Raw genomic sequence first — 17,120 nt, 5'->3', positions numbered from 1 at the left:
GCTGGAGTATACCGAAGCCGGGCGCCTCGCTGCAGCGATGCGGCAAAGCGCCACACTTTGTCACAGGTTCATGATGGCACTTTTGAACCCACTACACTGTTGCCGGTCTGATGGGCCATGCGTGGAATGGATGGCCAAACCCCACGCCTTTTATTGCCAAGGAGTACCACATGCAAATCCCACGTCGCGGCGCTGCCCTGATCCTGTCCTGCGGCTTGCTCGCCAGCCTGCCGGCGCTGGCTGCCGATGAGCCACGTTACAACCAGGTATCGCTGCGCGCTGAAGTGAGCAAGGAAGTGGCGCGCGACCTGATGGTCGTGACCCTGTACAGCGAAGCGCAGAACAGCGACCCGGGCAAGCTCGCCAAGCAGATCACCGAAACCATGAACAAGGCCGTGCAGCAGTCGCGCCAGGTCAAGGACGTGAAGATCAGCCAAGGCAGCCGCAACAGCTACCCGGTGTATGACAGCAAGGGCCAGAAGATCACCGGCTGGCGCGAGCGCGCCGAGCTGCGCCTGGAAAGCGACAACTTCCCGGCCTTGTCCCAGCTTACCGCCGACCTGCTGCAAGAGCTGAAAATGGGCGGCATGGACTTCTCCATCGCCCCGGCCACGCGCAAGGCCAGCGAGGATGCACTGCTCAAGGATGCGGTGGATGCCTTCAAGGCGCGCGCGCAACTGGCCACCGAAGCGCTGGGCGGCAAGGGCTACAAAGTGGTCAGCCTGAACCTCAACAGCAGCGGTTACCCGCGCCCGTACCTGCGCAGCGCGCCGATGGCGATGAAAGCCATGGGGGCAGATGAAGCAGCGCCGGCGCCGGATATCGAGGCAGGCACCAGTGAAGTAAGCATGAATGCCGATGGCCTGATCGAAGTGCAGATGCCCTAAATAGGTCACGAATCACCTGTGGGAGCGGGCGAGCCCGCGAAGAAGCCACCGCGAAGGATGGCACGGGCTTCGCCTCTGTTCGCGGCGGTTCGACGCCTCGACATGCCCGCTTTCACAGGGACCGCGCCGAATTCAGCGTTTTCAGACGTTTCCTACGCACCACCAAGGTGCGCCCTACGCCTACCCCCGCCTAGAAACATCTCGCAAAATTCCATCATTTTGCCCGCGCAAACGTTTGACTTCGTCGAAAGTTATACAGAAGCGACATTCATGTACGGCCGTACCACTTTTCCGGCGCCAACTATCCTTCTACCTGTTGCATTGGGAACAGCCCCTGCATAAGTATCTTCAGGTCGGCTCACGAGGCCACCTCATCCAAAAAATGACAACAATGAGGCCACCATGCTCAAACACGCAGTCATTCCGTTCCTGCTTGGCGCAGGCTTGCTAACCGGCGCACCGTCGGCCCTTGCCGCGTCCAACCTGGTGTTCTGCTCCGAAGGCAGCCCGGCCGGTTTCGACCCGGGGCAGTACACCACCGGGACCGACTTCGACGCCTCGGCAGAGACCGTGTTCAACCGCCTGACCCAGTTCGAACGGGGCGGCACTGCGGTCATCCCGGGCCTGGCGACCAAATGGGAAGTGTCCGACGACGGCAAGACCTACACCTTCCACCTGCGCGAAGGGGTCAAGTTCCATACCACCGACTACTTCAAGCCCAGCCGCCCCTTCAACGCCGACGACGTGCTGTTCACGTTCAACCGCATGCTCGACAAGGACAACCCGTTCCGCAAGGCCTACCCCACCGAGTTCCCGTACTTCACCGACATGGGCATGGACAAGAACATCGCCAAGGTGGACAAGGTCGACGAGCACACGGTGAAGTTCACCCTCAACGAGGTCGACGCCGCGTTCATCCAGAACCTGGCCATGAGCTTCGCGTCTATCCAGTCCGCCGAATACGCCGACCAATTGCTCAAGAACGGCAAGGCCGCCGATATCAACCAGAAGCCGATCGGCACGGGCCCGTTCGTGTTCAGCAAGTACCAGAAGGACGCGCAGATCCGCTTCAAGGGCAACAAGGACTACTGGCAACCCGATGACGTGAAGATCGACAACCTGATCTTCGCCATCACCACCGATGCCTCGGTGCGCATGCAAAAGCTGAAGAAGAACGAGTGCCAGGTCACCCTGTTCCCGCGCCCGGCCGATATCGAGCCGCTAAAGGCCGACAAGAACCTGCAAATGCCCCAGCAAGCCGGCTTCAACCTCGGCTACATCGCCTACAACGTGATGGACAAGATCAAGGGCAGCAACGAGCCCAACCCCATGGCCCAGTTGAAAGTGCGCCAGGCGCTGGACATGGCCGTGGACAAGAAGAAGATCATCGAGTCGGTCTACCAGGGTGCCGGCCAGTTGGCAGTCAATGGCATGCCGCCAACGCAATGGTCCTATGACAACAGCATCAAGGACGCCGCTTTCGACCCCGAGAAAGCCAAGCAACTGCTGAAGGAAGCCGGCATCAAGGAAGGCACCGAGATCACCCTGTGGGCCATGCCCGTGCAACGCCCTTACAACCCCAATGCCAAGCTGATGGCCGAAATGCTCCAGTCCGACTGGGCCAAGATCGGCATCAAGGCGAAGATCGTCAGCTATGAATGGGGCGAGTACATCAAACGCTCCAAGGGCGGCGAACAGGGCGCCATGCTGATTGGCTGGAGCGGCGACAATGGTGACCCGGACAACTGGCTGGGCACCCTCTACGGCTGCGATGCCGTCGACGGCAACAACTTCTCCAAGTGGTGCTACAAGCCCTATGACGACCTGATCAAGCAGGCCAAGGCCACCTCCGACCAGGCCAAGCGCACCGAGCTGTATCAAAAGGCGCAGCACATCCTCAAGGAGCAGGTGCCGATCACCCCGATCGCCCACTCCACCGTGTACCAGCCAATGAGCGCCAAGGTGAAGGACTTCAAGATCAGCCCATTCGCGCTGAACGCCTTCTACGGCGTCAGCGTGGACAAGTAGCCTGACCGTGGCACCCGCCGAGCGGTGGGTGCCCTTCCATCCTTGCCACCCTTTCCTGTCGTCCTGCGGCTATCCGCTGCGGGGTCGGCGAACTGTTGCCGCCATTCGCACCCCCAGGCGGCGCAAACAGCTGAAAAAGGACTTGTCATGCGCCACACCACCCGCCTGTCCACCCTCCTGGCTTTGGGCTTGATCAGCCAGTCCCCGGCCCTGCTGGCCAACAACCTGGTGTTCTGCTCCGAAGGCAGCCCCGCCGGTTTCGACACCGCCCAGTACACCAGCGCCACCGACAACGACGCCGCCGAACCGGTCTACAACCGCCTGGTCGAGTTCGAACGCGGCGGTACTGCCGTGCACCCTGCCCTGGCGACCCGCTGGGAAGTCTCCGACGATGGCTTGCGCTACACCTTCCACCTGCGTGAAGGGGTGAAGTTTCACAGCAACAAGGCGTTCAAACCTGGCCGTGACTTCAATGCCGACGACGTGCTGTTCACCTTCAACCGCATGCTCGACAAGGGCCACCCGTTCCGGCAGGCCTACCCCACCGAGTTTCCTTATTTCGTCAGCATGGGCCTGGACAAGAACATCGCCCGCGTCGAGAAAATCGACCCACTCACCGTGGCATTCACCCTGAACACGGTCGATGCCGCGTTCATCCAGAACCTGGCCATGAGCTTCGCTTCCATCCTCTCCGCCGAATACGCCGAACAACTGATGGCCAGCGCAAGGCCGAGCGACATCAACCAGCAGCCCATCGGCACCGGGCCGTTCGTGTTCCAGCGTTACCAGAAGGATTCGCAGATTCGCTACAAGGGCAACAAGGATTACTGGGCACCGGATGAAGTGAAGATCGACAACCTGGTGTTCTCGATCAACATCGACCCCTCGGTACGCATCCAGAAGCTGCGCCGCAACGAATGCCAGGTCACCCTGCACCCACGCCCGGCCGACCTGCCGGCGCTCAAGGCCGACCGTTCGCTGCAGGTGCTGCAGCAACCGGGCTTCAACCTCGGCTACATCGCCTACAACACCCAGCACCCACCCTTCGACCGGCTGGAGGTGCGCCAGGCGATGGATATGGCGGTGAACAAGAAAGCCATACTGCAGGCGGTGTACCAGGATTCGGGCCAGTTGGCAGTCAACGCCATGCCACCCACCCAGTGGTCCTATGACGAAAGCCTCAAGGACGCACCTTACGACCCGGAAAAGGCCAGGCAGCTGCTGCAGCAAGCGGGCGTCAAACCGGGCACCGAAGTCACCCTGTGGGCCATGCCGGTGCAACGCCCGTACAACCCCAACGCCAAGCTGATGGCCGAAATGCTCCAGGCCGACTGGAACAAGCTTGGTTTCAAGGTGCGCATCGTCAGTTACGAATGGGGCGAGTACCTCAAGCGTATGAAAAGCGGCGAGCACGACATCGCCCTGATTGGCTGGACCGGCGACAACGGCGACCCGGACAACTGGCTGGGCACCCTCTACAGCTGCGATGCCATCGGCAGCAACAACTACTCGCTGTGGTGCGACCCGCAGTACGACAGCCTGGTCAAGCAGGCCAAGCAGGTCACCGACCAGGCGCAGCGCAGCGCCCTGTACCAGCAGGCCCAGCAGCGGCTCAAGCAGCAGGTGCCGATTACCCCGGTGGCGCATTCCACGGTGAACCAGCCGCTCAGCGTCAAGGTTTCCGGGTTCAAGGTCAGCCCGTTTGGGCGCAATGATTTCTCCGGTGTGAGTGTTGATTAAGCGTTAGCCAGTACCGGCCTCTTCGCGGGCTTGCCCGCTCCCACAGGATCTCTACAGGTTCGGACATTGCGCCCAACCTGTGGGAGCGGGCACGCTCGCGAAAGGGCCGGTACAGGTGGCACGACTCCCCGATTCAGCCCGGCTACCCCGGGCAACTCTGGCAACACCGCAGCAAAAACCCGGCTCACAAGGCCGGCAATAACTAAAAAAATGGGAGCTTCAACCTTGAGAGTATTCACCCTGACCGCACTGGCCTTATCCATCAGTGCCTTTTCCACCGTGGCCCAGGCCGATCCGCAAAGCCAGGCCTTCATCCCGCTCACCCTCAAAGCCAGCAGCGAGCAGGCGCAAGCCAGCGGCTTCATAGACGGCCAGAGCCTGTCCGGCACCACCCGCAACTGGTACGCCCGCGAACGCGCTACACGCGCACCGCTGTGGCGCTACTACAAGGGCGACGGCACCCGCCACCCTACCCACACCCGGGAAAACTGGGTGCAGGGCAGCATCCTCAACTACAGCTCTGGCTTCACCGAAGGCACCGTGGGCTTCGCCGTCGAGGCCGCTGGCTACAATGCCATCGCCCTGCAGCAGAGCCGCGAGGCCATCGCTGGCCCCAACAACCGCACCCTCACCCACAGCGATGGCGACCCCGTCGGCCAGTGGAGCAAACTGGGCCTGGGCAACATCAAGGCGCGGGTGTCCAACACCACCCTTACCCTCGGCCGCCAGTCGGTGGACACGCCGATGCTCGCCTACATCGGCAACCGCGCCTTGCCATCGAGTTTTCAGGGCGCGCTTCTGCACAGCGCCGAGTTCGACAACCTGAGCTTCGACCTAGGTACCTTCGACCGCGTCTCGCCACGCACCGAACAGAGCCTGAGCAAGTTCCGCAGCGAGTACGGCGCCACCGGCGTGGAAACCGACCGCGCCAGCACTGCCGGCATCAATTACCAGCCGTTCAAAAGCCTGAGCACCAGCCTGTACGCCACCCAGGTCGACAACTTCTGGAACCAGTACTACTTCGGCGCCAACCACGTGCTCGGCGACAGCGCAGTACTCAGCCTGAGCACCGGCCTGAACTACTACAAGACCGTCGATGCCGGCAGCCGGAAAATGGGCAAGATCGACAACGACACCTACAGCCTGTCGCTCGGCCTGACCCACCAGGCCCATACCCTCAGCGCCTCGTGGCAGCAGGTGAACGGCAACGAGTACTTCGACTACCTGCACGAAACCAACGGCATCTACCTGGCCAACTCGCTGCTGTCGGACTTCAACGGCCCCAACGAAAAGTCCCTGCAGCTTTCCTATGTGCTGAACATGGCGCCCTACGGCGTGCCGGGCCTGAAGTTCAACCTGTACAACGCCCGCGGCTGGGGCATCGACGGCACCCACTATCGCGGCACCGCCTACGACGTGAATGGCCTGAACGGCGAAACCCACTACGAGTGGGGCATCGGCACCAGCTACGCGGTGCAGAGCGGGCCGCTGAAAGACACCAGCATCCGCGCTACCTATACCGCGCATCGGGCCAGCAAGGCACAGGCCGATGGCAGCCTGGATGAGTTCCGCGTGGTTACCACCATTCCATTCAACATTCTCTGACCGCCGGCGCCACGGCCCACTTCGTAGCGGGCCGTGGCGGCTACGCTGGAATCAATGCAAAAGCAGGGAGCCTTCAACCCATGCAGAGAGCTTTCATGAAATCGCTACCGCTACGCCTGGCCCTGGCCGCACTGGTGCTGGGTAGCGCCACGCAACTGGCGGCCAAACCGCTGGTGGTATGCACCGAAGCCAGCCCGGAAGGGTTCGACGTTGTTCAATACACCACGGCGGTCACCTTCGATGCATCCGCCGAAACCGTGTTCAACCGCCTGGTCGACTTCAAGCCCGGCACCACCGACCTCCAGCCGGCCCTGGCCGAGCGCTGGGACATCTCGCCAGACGGGCTGACCTACACCTTCCACCTGCGCCAAGGGGTGAAGTTCCACACCACCGACTACTTCAAGCCAACCCGCTACTTCAACGCCGACGATGTGCTGTGGAGCCTCAACCGCCAGCTTGACCCGAACCACCCGTGGCACGACAAGACCAGTGTCGGCTACCCGTATTTTGAAAGCATGGCCTTCAGGCAACTGCTCAAATCGGTGATCAAGACCGACGACCACACCGTGGTGATCACCCTCACCCGGCCGGAAGCACCGTTCCTGCATGACATGGCCATGGGCTTCACCTCGATCTACTCCGCCGAGTACGGCGACCAGTTGCTCAAGGCCGGTAAAACCGCCCAGCTGAACAGCAAGCCGATCGGCACCGGCCCGTTCATCTTCCAGCGCTACAACAAGGACGCGCAGGTCCGCTTCAAGCCCAACCCGGACTACTTCCGCGGCAAGCCACCGGCCGACGCCCTGATATTCGCCATTGCCACCGACAGCAACGTGCGCCTGCAGAAGCTGCGCACCAACGAATGCCAGGTCGCGCTCTACCCTAAGCCAGATGACGTGCCATCGATCAAGGCCGACCCGCAACTCAAGGTTGCCGAGATCGAAGCGCTGGTCACCGGCTACATTGCCATGAACACCGAACACAAGTACCTCGGCGATGTGCGCGTGCGCAAAGCCATCAATATGGCTTTCGACCGCCAGACCCACGTCGACCAGCTGTTTGGCAAAGGCAACGCGCTGGTGGGTGTGAACCCCTACCCGCCGACCATGCCTGGCTACAACACCAGCAACCAGAACCCGCCCCGCGACTTGGCAAAGGCACGCGCCTTGCTCAAGGAAGCCGGGGTACCAGAAGGCACAGTCATCACCCTGTTCACCCGCAACGGCGGTGGTCCGACCAACCCCAACCCGCGCTTGTCCGCCGAAATGCTGCAGTCGGACCTTAAGCAGATTGGCCTGAAACTGGATATCCGGGTAATGGAATGGGCCGAAATGCTGCGCCGCGCCAAGAAGGGCGAAGCCGACCTGGTGTCGGCCGGCTGGGCGGGTGACAACGGCGACCCAGACAACTTCCTCACCCCGCTGCTCAGTTGCGACGCAGCCAGAACCGGCGAGAACTACGCCCGCTGGTGCAACTCGAAATTCCAGGAACTGATCACCCGTGCCCGCGAGGTGGTCGACAACGAGGAGCGTGCAAGGCTCTATAGCGAGGCATTGAAGGTGTACGATGACGACCAACCCTGGATCAGCATGGCCCATCCGAAGATGTTCACCGCCATGCGTGACAACGTGGAGGGCTACGTGATCAGCCCTCTGACCAACAATAACTTCGCCACCACCAAGGTGAAGTAGAACAACAACGACCGCCGGCAACCCGTACGGGAACCGGCGGCATTGCCGTAGCGGGCTGATCGCCCCGCGGCCTGATGAGGTAACCCCGACAATGTTGAGTTTTATTGCCCGGCGCCTTGGCCTGCTGATACCGACCTTTTTCGGCATCACGTTGCTGACCTTCGCGCTCATACGCCTGATCCCCGGCGACCCGGTGGAAGTGATGATGGGCGAGCGCAGGGTCGACCCCGAAATGCACGCCCAGGCCATGGAACGCCTGGGCCTTAACAAGCCGCTGCCGGTCCAGTATCTGGACTACGTCGGCAAGCTTGCCCAGGGTGACCTCGGCGAATCGCTGCGCACCCGCGAAAGCGTGTGGACCGAGTTCCTGACGCTGTTCCCGGCCACGCTCGAACTGGCCTTCGCCGCCCTGCTGTTCGCCGGCACCTTCGGCCTGCTGGCCGGGGTGATTGCCGCACTCAAGCGCGGTTCGTTGTTCGACCACGGGGTGATGGGCATTTCCCTGGCCGGGTACTCGATGCCGATTTTCTGGTGGGGCCTGATCCTGATCATGTTCTTCTCGGTGAGCCTGGGCTGGACCCCGGTGTCCGGGCGCATCGACCTGCTCTACGACATCGAGCCGAAGACCGGTTTCATGCTCATCGATACCCTGCTCAGCGACGAAGAAGGCGCGTTCAAGGACGCAGTGATGCACCTGATCCTGCCCGCCATCGTGCTCGGTACCATCCCGCTGGCCGTCATCGCCCGCATGACCCGCTCGTCGATGCTCGAAGTGCTGCGCGAGGACTACATCCGCACCGCCCGTGCCAAAGGCCTGTCGCCGGCCCGCGTGGTGTTCGTGCACGGGCTGCGCAATGCCTTGATCCCGGTGCTGACGGTGTTCGGCCTGCAGGTCGGCACCCTGCTGGCCGGTGCGGTGCTGACCGAAACCATCTTTTCCTGGCCGGGCATCGGCAAGTGGCTGATCGAAGCCATCGGTGCCCGTGACTACCCCGTGGTCCAGAACGGCATCCTGTTGATCGCCTGCCTGGTGATCCTGGTCAACTTCGTCGTGGACATCCTCTACGGCCTGGCCAACCCACGCATCCGTCATCAGCGCTGAGGCCTTTGCCATGACTAGCCCGATTGCAAAATCCGTGTCGCCGGCCAGCCCGGTGGACCAGAGCCTGCTCTACCCCTCGCCGTACAAAGAATTCTGGCAAGCCTTCGCGCGCAACAAAGGCGCGGTAATGGGCCTGGCCTTCATGTGCCTGGTGGTGTTCTGCGCACTGTTCGCGCCATGGGTCGCCCCGCATGACCCGAGCGAGCAGTACCGCGACTTCCTGCTGACCCCGCCGGTATGGCTCGAAGGCGGCACCTGGCAGTTCATCCTCGGCACCGACGAACTGGGCCGCGACCTGCTCTCGCGCTTGATCCAGGGCGCGCGGCTGTCGCTGCTGATAGGCCTGTCGTCGGTGGTGATGTCGCTGATCCCGGGCATCCTGTTGGGCCTGCTGGCCGGCTTTTTCCCGCAAATCCTCGGCCCGTCGATCATGCGCCTGATGGACGTGATGCTGGCCCTGCCCTCCCTGCTGCTGGCCGTAGCCATCGTCGCCATCCTTGGCCCAGGCCTGATCAACACGGTGATCGCCATCGCCATCGTCTCCCTGCCCTCCTACGTGCGCCTGACCCGCGCCGCAGTGATGGTGGAGCTGAACCGCGATTACGTCACCGCCGCACGCCTGGCCGGTGCCGGGCTGCCACGGCTGATGTTCGTCACCGTGCTGCCCAACTGCATGGCGCCGCTGATCGTGCAGGCCACTCTCAGCTTCTCCTCGGCGATCCTCGACGCTGCCGCCCTGGGTTTCCTCGGCCTGGGCGTGCAACCACCGACCCCGGAGTGGGGCACCATGCTGGCTTCGGCCCGTGACTACATCGAGCGTGCCTGGTGGGTGGTGAGCTTGCCCGGCCTGACCATTCTGCTCAGTGTGCTGGCAATCAACCTGATGGGCGACGGCCTGCGCGATGCGCTGGACCCGAAACTCAAGAACGCCGCCTGAGGAGAACGCCATGTCACTGTTGCAGATCAACAACCTGAACGTGCGCTTCGGCGACGCCAATGCGGTCCCTGTCGTCGATGGCCTGGACCTGTCGGTGGAAGCCGGCGAGATCCTGGCCATCGTCGGCGAATCCGGCTCGGGCAAGTCGGTGACCATGATGGCCTTGATGGGCCTGATTGACGCCCCCGGGCGCATCACCGCCGACACCCTCAGTTTCGACGGCACCGACATGCTCAAGCTCAGCGGCCGGCAGCGGCGCAAGGTGGTAGGCAAGGACATCGCCATGGTCTTCCAGGACCCGATGACCGCGCTCAACCCCAGCTATACCGTGGGCTTCCAGATCGAAGAAGTGCTGCGCCAACACCTGGGCCTGAAAGGCAAGGCCGCACGCCAGCGCGCCCTTGAACTGTTGAAAAAGGTCGAAATCCCGGCTGCGGAAAGCCGCCTGGATGCCTATCCGCACCAGCTGTCTGGCGGCATGAGCCAGCGTGTGGCGATTGCCATGGCCATTGCCGGCGAGCCCAAGCTGCTGATCGCCGACGAACCGACCACCGCGCTGGACGTGACCATCCAGGCGCAGATCATGGAGCTGCTGGTCAACCTGCAGAAAGAGCGCAACATGGCGCTCATCCTGATCACTCACGACCTCGCCGTGGTCGCCGAAACGGCCAAGCGGGTATGCGTGATGTACGCAGGCGAAGCCGTCGAGGTGGGCCAGGTGCCGACGCTGTTCGACGTGCCCGCCCACCCTTACAGCGAAGCCTTGCTGGCGGCGATCCCCGAGCACAGTATCGGCGCCGAGCGCCTGGCCACCCTGCCTGGCATCGTCCCCGGCCGCTACGACCGCCCCGTCGGCTGCCTGTTGTCGCCGCGCTGCCCGTACGTGCAGGACAACTGCCGGCGCCAGCGCCCGCCCCTCGAGCATCAAGCCCACAGCCTGGTGCGTTGCTTCTACCCGCTGAACCAGGAGGTGGCGTGATGGCCGTCGTTCTATCTGCCCGGGAGCTAACCCGGCATTACGAAGTCTCCCGCGGGCTGTTCAAGGGGCACGCCCTGGTCCGCGCGCTGAATGGCGTGTCGTTCGAACTGGAGGCGGGCAAGACCCTGGCAGTGGTTGGCGAGTCCGGCTGCGGCAAGTCGACCCTGGCCCGCGCCCTGACGCTGATCGAAGAGCCGTCTTCCGGCTCACTGCAAATTGCCGGCACCGAGGTGAAAGGCGCCAGCAAGGCTGAGCGCAAGCAACTGCGCCGCGATGTGCAGATGGTGTTCCAGAGCCCCTACGCCTCGCTCAACCCACGGCAGAAAATTGGTGACCAGCTGGCCGAACCGCTGCTGATCAACACCTCGCTGAGCAAGGCCGAGCGGCGCGAGAAAGTGCAAAAAATGATGGAGCAGGTGGGCCTGCGCCCCGAACACTACCAGCGCTACCCGCACATGTTCTCTGGGGGGCAGCGCCAGCGCATTGCCCTGGCCCGGGCGATGATGCTGCAACCCAAAGTGCTGGTGGCGGACGAGCCGACCTCGGCGCTGGACGTGTCGATCCAGGCGCAGGTGCTGAACCTGTTCATGGACCTGCAAAAGGAGTTCAACACCGCGTACGTGTTCATCTCGCACAACCTGGCGGTGGTGCGGCATGTGGCTGATCACGTGCTGGTGATGTACCTGGGGCGCCCGGTGGAAATGGGGCCTAAAGTGGACATCTACCAGAAGCCGTTGCACCCCTATACCCAGGCGCTGCTGTCGGCAACGCCAGCCATTCACCCGGACCCGCTGAAGCCGAAGATCCGCATTGTCGGGGAGCTGCCCAACCCGTTGAACCCACCCGATGGGTGTGCGTTTCACAAGCGCTGCCCGTATGCGACGGAACGCTGTGCCAAGGAGGTGCCGGCGTTGCGGCAAGTGAGTAGCCGGCAGGTGGCTTGCCACTATGCCGAGCAGTTTGTTTGACCTTTGGATAGCCAGGGCTGCTTTGCAGCCCATCGCGACACAAGGCCGCTCCTACAAGGGATCGCGATCGCAGGGGTACCGCGATCTCCCGTAGGAGCGGCCTTGTGTCGCGACAGGGCCGCAGAGCGGCCCCTTAGGTCAATGCATGAAAATGGCGATGAGGATGATCACCGGAATCGGTACCCCAAGCATCCAGAGCAGTATCGAGCGCATGTCAGTTCTCCTTGCTTAACGTTGAATGGTGCGATGGGCTACGTATTCGCCTTCCAGCCACTGCACCTGGTCACGACGGCGACCACCGTAGAGCGCTGCAAGGCTGGCGAAGAAGGCGCCACACAGCAGCGCGACGAAGGTCCACAGTGCTGTCCAGGCAGCTACCTTGGCAGCGGTATCAGCGGCTTGCTTGGCCTGCACTTTCAGCTGTTGCACCTGGGCCATCACCTGATCGACACGGGCTTCGGCCTCGGCCTGGGTCAGACGCGTGCGCTGGGCCACCAGCTGCGCCAGGTAGGTGCGGTCTTCGGCAGGCAGCGCACCGTCGCTGGCAATGCCTTTGGCCAGGATGCGTGCGGCCACGCCATTGGCTGCATCGTCGCTCACGGGTGCAGGGCCATCGCCACGGAACAAGCTATCGACGAAATAGCCCATCGAATCGTTGTTGTCACCGGACGCCGCCGCACCACCGGCAGCCGCCGATACAGTGGCCGCCTGCGAAGCCGCGCTGGCACCAGCGCCCACCAGGTTGCCCGCAGCGCCCAGCACCAGCATGGCCGTAACCAGGGTAGCTACAGCCCAGGACAGGAACCCATGCGCGGTATCGCGGAAATACACTTCATCGCCATGCAGGTTGGCCCATTTCACCCGCAGCCGGCCGGCAATGTAGCCGCCCAGCCCCGAAGCGATGATCTGCGTCAGCAGCAGCCATACGATGGTGGAGATGCCCAAGGCTTTTGCACTGGCCCCCTCGTCGGCCCAGGGGGAAGTGGCTGCGAAGCCAAGCCCTGCACCAAGGACCACCAGGATCAGAGACAAGGCAGCTGCGGTAGCGGCGCCAGCGAAGATCGCCGCCCAGGAAACACCTGAGCGGCTTTGAGAATCGACAGCGGGGTAGTCGGCAGGGGTGATCATGATGTTTTCGCCTTAAGTGGTTAGCGACAAGTCCATTCGCGCAGTAACCATTGCAGCGGCTGTGCCAGTTGTGACAAAAAATTACCCCCTTAAAAAACAATGAGTTGCAAAGACGGGCTTGTTCGGAATCGTGCAAATTGCGCGACCAGGCCCTGTGCATCAGGTGTTCTGCATTCTTGTCGCAACCCTGGCGGCGAGGCATCATTCACCCATGACGCTCGCTGATGGCCCTGCCCAGACTCCAATAACCGCCGACACCGTGCTGCGCTACCACCTGTGCTGGAAGCATCGCGACCTCGACGGCGTCATTGCGCTGTACCACCCCGACATCCAGTACCACGACTTCTTCCAGAACCGCGTGCTCGGCTACATTGAGCTGCGCGACTACGTGCGCGCCTGCCTGCCCCATGAAGCCGGCGAGGACATCGTCCACAGCGACCGCATTCGCGTGGATGGCTGCACCGCCTTCATCCAGTACCAGGTCACGGTCCAAGGGGGTGACGGCCTGGTGGCGTTCCAGTCAAGCGAGGCGATCACCGTCAAGGACGGCCTGATCTGGAGGGTCAACGAATACGCCACGCTGGTTCGCCAGAATGGCACCGGCCGCGCCAACACCGGCCCGCGCCCGGCCACCAGCCGCCTGGGCTTGTCACCCCGGCAGCTGTCGACCATGGCCCAGGACCTGGAGCACTACTTCCAGCGCCAGCGGCCCTACCTGGACCCGGAGCTGGACCTGCAGCAAGTCGCCGACGCCAGTGGCTACAGCCGCAACCAGATCTCCTACCTGCTGAACCAGGTGCTGGGGCAAAGCTTCTATCGCTACGTCAACCAGGCCCGCCTGCAGCACCTGATGGCCAGCCTTGACGACGGCAGCGCCGAGGCGACGATCGATGAGCTGGCCTTCAGCGCCGGCTTCAATTCGTTGTCGGCGTTCTACAAGTGTTTCCGTGAACACACCGGGCTCACTCCCAAGGCCTACCTGAAGCAAATTTCCCTGCGTGCACGCACGTAAGACAGGCGCCTGCACACATCACTAGGATCGCCCACAGACCTTGACGGATGTGGAGTCGGACCCGATGCAACCCCTGCGCACGATAAGCCTGTGGATGGACCAGCTCGACGAGCCACTGTGTGCCCGCCCGGCCCTGCGCGAAGACCTGCACGCGGATGTGTGCATCATCGGCGCCGGCTACACAGGCCTGTGGACCGCCTACTACCTCAAGCGCCAGGCGCCACAGCTGAACATCATGGTAATCGACGCCAACATCGCCGGTTTCGGCGCCTCTGGGCGCAACGGTGGCTGGCTGATGGGCAACCTGCTGGGCGAAGACCGCCTGCTCGCCACCCTGTCGCCCCAACAGCGCCGCGCCAGCATCGACCTGCTGCACGGCATACCCGATGAAGTGCACGGTGTGCTGCAACGCGAGGGCATCGACTGCGACTACCGCAAGGGCGGCGTGCTGTACTGTGCTGCACGCTACCCGGAGCAGGAGCGCAGCCTGCGCGCCTACCTCGACGACTTGTATCGCCAAGGCATGACCGAGGACGACTACCGCTGGCTGCGCCCCGAGCAACTGGGCAACCAGTTGCGGGTCAGCAATGCGTTTGGTGCCATCTACAGCCCGCACACCGCGACCATCCAGCCGGCCAAGCTGGTGCGTGGCCTGGCCCGCGCGGTCGAAGCGCTGGGCGTGCCGCTCTACGAAAACACCCCTGCAATCGACTGGCAGCCCGGCGAAGTGCGCACCCCACTGGCACGTATTCGCTGCCAGTGGATAGTGCCCGCCGTAGAAGGCTACGCCGCCAGCCTGCCGCCGCTGGGCAAGCACCAGCTGCCAGTACAGAGCTTGCTGGTAGCCACCGAGCCGCTGCCGGAGGCCACCTGGGAGCAGATCGGCCTGAGCCAGGGCCAGGCCTTCAGCGAGAGCAGCCGCCAGGTCACCTATGGCCAGCGCACCGCTGATAACCGCCTGGTGTTCGGCGCACGCGGTGGTTACCGCTTCGGTGGCCGCCTGCGCGAAAACTTCAACCTCCAAGAACACGAAATCGAACTGCGCCGCTACCTGTTCAGCGAGCTGTTCCCGCAGCTCAAGCATGTGCGCATCACCCACTCCTGGGGCGGCAACCTGGGCATGGCGCGGCGCTTTCGCCCGCACATGCTCTGCGACCGTCAGCGCGGCATTGCCCTGGCCGGTGGCTACGGTGGTGAAGGCGTTGGCGCCACCAACCTGGGCGGGCGCACCCTGGCGGCGCTGATCCTTAACCAGCACAACGAACTGACCGCGCAACCTTGGGTGCTGGACAACCGCCCGGTATCGAGCCTGGCCAGCTGGCCGCCCGAGCCCTGCCGCTGGCTGGGCTACAACGCGATCATCCAAAGCTTCGTCCACGAGGACCGGACCCTCGCCAACCCCGCCAGCGCGCCGTGGAGGCGGCGCCTGGCCAGCTCGCTTGCGGACTTCATGGAAGGCTTCATGCACTGACTTCCCTTATCAACTGCACAGGATCCACCGGTCATGAGCATTACCCAGTTCAAGAACACCGAAAGCGCTGTGCTCGACAGCTCCAACCCGGTCGCGGTGCCGCTTGGCGAACCCGTGGCGGTGACGTCTGTTACCTGCGTAGAGCGCAGCGATGGCGTCGAAACCGGCATCTGGGAGTGCACCCCCGGGCGCTGGCGGCGGCAGATCGTGCAACAGGAGTTCTGCCACTTCATCAAGGGCCGCTGCACCTTCACCCCCGACGGTGGCGAGCCCCTGGTCATAGAAGCCGGAGACGCATTGATGCTACCGGCCAATAGCACCGGCACCTGGGACATCCAGGAGACCGTGCGCAAGACCTACGTACTCATCTTCTGATCCGCTGATCGCCTGCCTTCGATAACAACAGACCAAGCAAGGTAAACCCGACATGCGCACGCTCCTTCTCGCCCCTCTGATGCTGGCCGCCAGCGTGGCCGGCGCCGCCGAAACGGTGAAGATCTACAACTGGTCCAGCTACGTCGCCCCCGACACGCTGAAGAACTTCCAGCAAGCCAGCGGCATCGTGCCCACCTACGACGTGTACGACAGCAACGAAACCCTCGACGGCAAGCTGATGACCGGCAACTCCGGCTACGATGTGGTGTTCCCTTCCAACCACTTCATGGCCCGGCAGATCCAGGGCAAGGCCCTGAAGAAGCTGGACAAGTCGCAGCTGCCCAACTGGCAAAACCTCAACCCGGTGCTGCTCAAGGCACTGGAGGTGAACGATCCGGGCAACCAGTACGGCTTCCCGTACCTGTGGGGCAGTACCGGCATCGGCTACAACATCGACAAGGTCAAGGCGGTGCTCGGCGACAACGCGCCGGTGGATTCGTGGGACCTGATCTTCAAGCCCGAGTACATGAGCAAGCTGAAGAGCTGTGGCGTCGCCGTGCTGGACAACGGCCCCGAACTGCTGCCAATTGCCCTGCACTACCTGGGCCTGCCGCACCACAGCCAGAACCCGGCGGACTACGACAAGGCCAAGGCGCTGTTGATGCAGGTACGGCCTTACATCAGCTACTTCCATTCATCGAAGTACACCGGCGACCTGGCCAATGGCGATATCTGCGTGGTGGTGGGTTTCTCGGGGGATGTGCTGCAAGCGAAAAACCGTGCCGAAGAGGCGAACAACGGGGTGAAGGTGGGCTACTCGATACCCAAGGAGGGCGCGCCCATGTGGTTTGACATGGTTGCCATGCCGGCCGATGCGCCGGATGAAAAAGCCGGGTATGCCTACATGAACTATCTGCTGCAGCCAGAGGTGATGGCCAACATCAGCAACCATGTGCAGTACGCCAACGGCAACCTGAAGGCGGACGGGCTGGTGGAGCCGGCGCTGAAGGGCAATACGATGATTTACCCGAGCGAAGACATGATGGGCAAGTTGTATGCGCTGGAAGCGATGCCAGCGAAGATCGACCGCATTCGCACCCGGATCTGGACCAGTATCAAAGCCGGGAACTGAGCGCGGCCGTAGTGCGGTCCCTGTGGGAGCGGGTTCACCCGCGAATGCGTCGGTAAATTCAACAT

At 62.8% G+C, this 17,120-nt stretch carries 14 protein-coding genes; 13 read left to right on the top strand and 1 reads right to left on the bottom strand.

The genetic code is table 11. The features are described 5' to 3' along the window. The first annotated feature begins 170 nt into the window (after positions 1–170). The 9 genes from JOY50_RS10985 (at position 171) to JOY50_RS10945 (ending at position 11,937) form a co-directional block, all read left to right on the top strand. Entirely contained in the window at positions 171–887 is a 717-nt protein-coding gene (locus tag JOY50_RS10985; RefSeq protein ID WP_028614165.1) for an SIMPL domain-containing protein, read from the top strand. A 402-nt stretch (positions 888–1,289) separates the two neighbouring features. Further along, positions 1,290–2,915: an ABC transporter substrate-binding protein gene (locus JOY50_RS10980; protein WP_243055181.1), complete on the top strand. Its 1,626-nt coding sequence runs from the start codon at positions 1,290–1,292 to the stop codon at positions 2,913–2,915. Positions 2,916–3,062: 147 nt separating this feature from the next. After that, positions 3,063–4,655, top strand: a complete 1,593-nt coding sequence (locus tag JOY50_RS10975) for an ABC transporter substrate-binding protein (RefSeq protein WP_132844012.1) — start codon at positions 3,063–3,065, stop codon at positions 4,653–4,655. A gap of 225 nt (positions 4,656–4,880) precedes the next feature. After that, the gene (locus JOY50_RS10970) at positions 4,881–6,260 is read left to right on the top strand and encodes an OprD family porin (RefSeq protein ID WP_243055180.1); all 1,380 of its coding nucleotides are present in this window, start codon (positions 4,881–4,883) and stop codon (positions 6,258–6,260) included. Positions 6,261–6,340: 80 nt separating this feature from the next. Next, positions 6,341–7,951 carry an ABC transporter substrate-binding protein gene (locus tag JOY50_RS10965; protein ID WP_243055179.1) on the top strand — a complete coding sequence of 537 codons (1,611 nt, stop codon included), beginning with the start codon at positions 6,341–6,343 and terminating at the stop codon, positions 7,949–7,951. 91 nt (positions 7,952–8,042) lie between these two features. Next, a complete protein-coding gene (locus JOY50_RS10960; RefSeq protein WP_132844019.1) occupies positions 8,043–9,053 on the top strand; it encodes an ABC transporter permease subunit in 1,011 nt (336 codons plus the stop codon). 10 nt (positions 9,054–9,063) lie between these two features. Continuing rightward, the gene (locus JOY50_RS10955; protein WP_016501364.1) at positions 9,064–9,990 is read left to right on the top strand and encodes an ABC transporter permease subunit; all 927 of its coding nucleotides are present in this window, start codon (positions 9,064–9,066) and stop codon (positions 9,988–9,990) included. Positions 9,991–10,000: 10 nt separating this feature from the next. Continuing rightward, positions 10,001–10,969: an ABC transporter ATP-binding protein gene (locus tag JOY50_RS10950; RefSeq protein ID WP_132844022.1), complete on the top strand. Its 969-nt coding sequence runs from the start codon at positions 10,001–10,003 to the stop codon at positions 10,967–10,969. Further along, positions 10,969–11,937 (top strand): peptide ABC transporter ATP-binding protein, encoded by a 969-nt coding sequence (locus JOY50_RS10945; RefSeq protein ID WP_132844024.1) that lies wholly within the window; start codon positions 10,969–10,971, stop codon positions 11,935–11,937. Before JOY50_RS10950 ends, JOY50_RS10945 begins: the two co-directional genes overlap by 1 nt. 228 nt (positions 11,938–12,165) lie before the next feature. On the opposite strand, the gene JOY50_RS10940 is transcribed toward JOY50_RS10945, so the two are convergent. Continuing rightward, on the bottom strand, positions 12,166–13,065 hold the full coding sequence (locus JOY50_RS10940) for a hypothetical protein (protein WP_132844027.1): 900 nt from the start codon (positions 13,063–13,065) through the stop codon (positions 12,166–12,168). Positions 13,066–13,276: 211 nt separating this feature from the next. Here JOY50_RS10940 and JOY50_RS10935 point away from each other — a divergent pair, with 211 nt between their 5' ends. From JOY50_RS10935 to JOY50_RS10920, 4 genes are all read left to right on the top strand, one after another. After that, positions 13,277–14,077, top strand: a complete 801-nt coding sequence (locus JOY50_RS10935) for a nuclear transport factor 2 family protein (RefSeq protein ID WP_132844029.1) — start codon at positions 13,277–13,279, stop codon at positions 14,075–14,077. Positions 14,078–14,141: 64 nt separating this feature from the next. After that, positions 14,142–15,548, top strand: a complete 1,407-nt coding sequence (locus JOY50_RS10930; RefSeq protein WP_243055178.1) for an FAD-binding oxidoreductase — start codon at positions 14,142–14,144, stop codon at positions 15,546–15,548. A gap of 33 nt (positions 15,549–15,581) precedes the next feature. Further along, positions 15,582–15,923, top strand: coding sequence for a cupin domain-containing protein (locus JOY50_RS10925; RefSeq protein WP_132844034.1), 342 nt, complete (start codon positions 15,582–15,584; stop codon positions 15,921–15,923). Between the two features lie 52 nt (positions 15,924–15,975). Further along, entirely contained in the window at positions 15,976–17,055 is a 1,080-nt protein-coding gene (locus tag JOY50_RS10920) for a polyamine ABC transporter substrate-binding protein (RefSeq protein ID WP_019472716.1), read from the top strand. Positions 17,056–17,120: the final 65 nt, after the last annotated feature.

The sequence above is a fragment of the Pseudomonas sp. BP01 genome (assembly GCF_022760795.1).
GTDB lineage: Bacteria > Pseudomonadota > Gammaproteobacteria > Pseudomonadales > Pseudomonadaceae > Aquipseudomonas > Aquipseudomonas putida_Q.
This window is presented reverse-complemented; position numbering and strand designations above follow the sequence as displayed.

Excerpts from the sequence above, each read along its gene's own strand:
- JOY50_RS10940 (WP_132844027.1), bottom strand. The coding sequence starts at position 13,065 with ATGATCACCCCTGCCGACTACCCCGCTGTCGATTCTCAAAGCCGCTCA.
- JOY50_RS10950 (WP_132844022.1), top strand. The coding sequence starts at position 10,001 with ATGTCACTGTTGCAGATCAACAACCTGAACGTGCGCTTCGGCGACGCC.
- JOY50_RS10930 (WP_243055178.1), top strand. The coding sequence starts at position 14,142 with ATGCAACCCCTGCGCACGATAAGCCTGTGGATGGACCAGCTCGACGAG.
- JOY50_RS10975 (WP_132844012.1), top strand. The coding sequence starts at position 3,063 with ATGCGCCACACCACCCGCCTGTCCACCCTCCTGGCTTTGGGCTTGATC.
- JOY50_RS10980 (WP_243055181.1), top strand. The coding sequence starts at position 1,290 with ATGCTCAAACACGCAGTCATTCCGTTCCTGCTTGGCGCAGGCTTGCTA.
- JOY50_RS10945 (WP_132844024.1), top strand. The coding sequence starts at position 10,969 with ATGGCCGTCGTTCTATCTGCCCGGGAGCTAACCCGGCATTACGAAGTC.
- JOY50_RS10960 (WP_132844019.1), top strand. The coding sequence starts at position 8,043 with ATGTTGAGTTTTATTGCCCGGCGCCTTGGCCTGCTGATACCGACCTTT.
- JOY50_RS10955 (WP_016501364.1), top strand. The coding sequence starts at position 9,064 with ATGACTAGCCCGATTGCAAAATCCGTGTCGCCGGCCAGCCCGGTGGAC.
- JOY50_RS10925 (WP_132844034.1), top strand. The coding sequence starts at position 15,582 with ATGAGCATTACCCAGTTCAAGAACACCGAAAGCGCTGTGCTCGACAGC.
- JOY50_RS10935 (WP_132844029.1), top strand. The coding sequence starts at position 13,277 with ATGACGCTCGCTGATGGCCCTGCCCAGACTCCAATAACCGCCGACACC.
- JOY50_RS10920 (WP_019472716.1), top strand. The coding sequence starts at position 15,976 with ATGCGCACGCTCCTTCTCGCCCCTCTGATGCTGGCCGCCAGCGTGGCC.
- JOY50_RS10985 (WP_028614165.1), top strand. The coding sequence starts at position 171 with ATGCAAATCCCACGTCGCGGCGCTGCCCTGATCCTGTCCTGCGGCTTG.
- JOY50_RS10965 (WP_243055179.1), top strand. The coding sequence starts at position 6,341 with ATGCAGAGAGCTTTCATGAAATCGCTACCGCTACGCCTGGCCCTGGCC.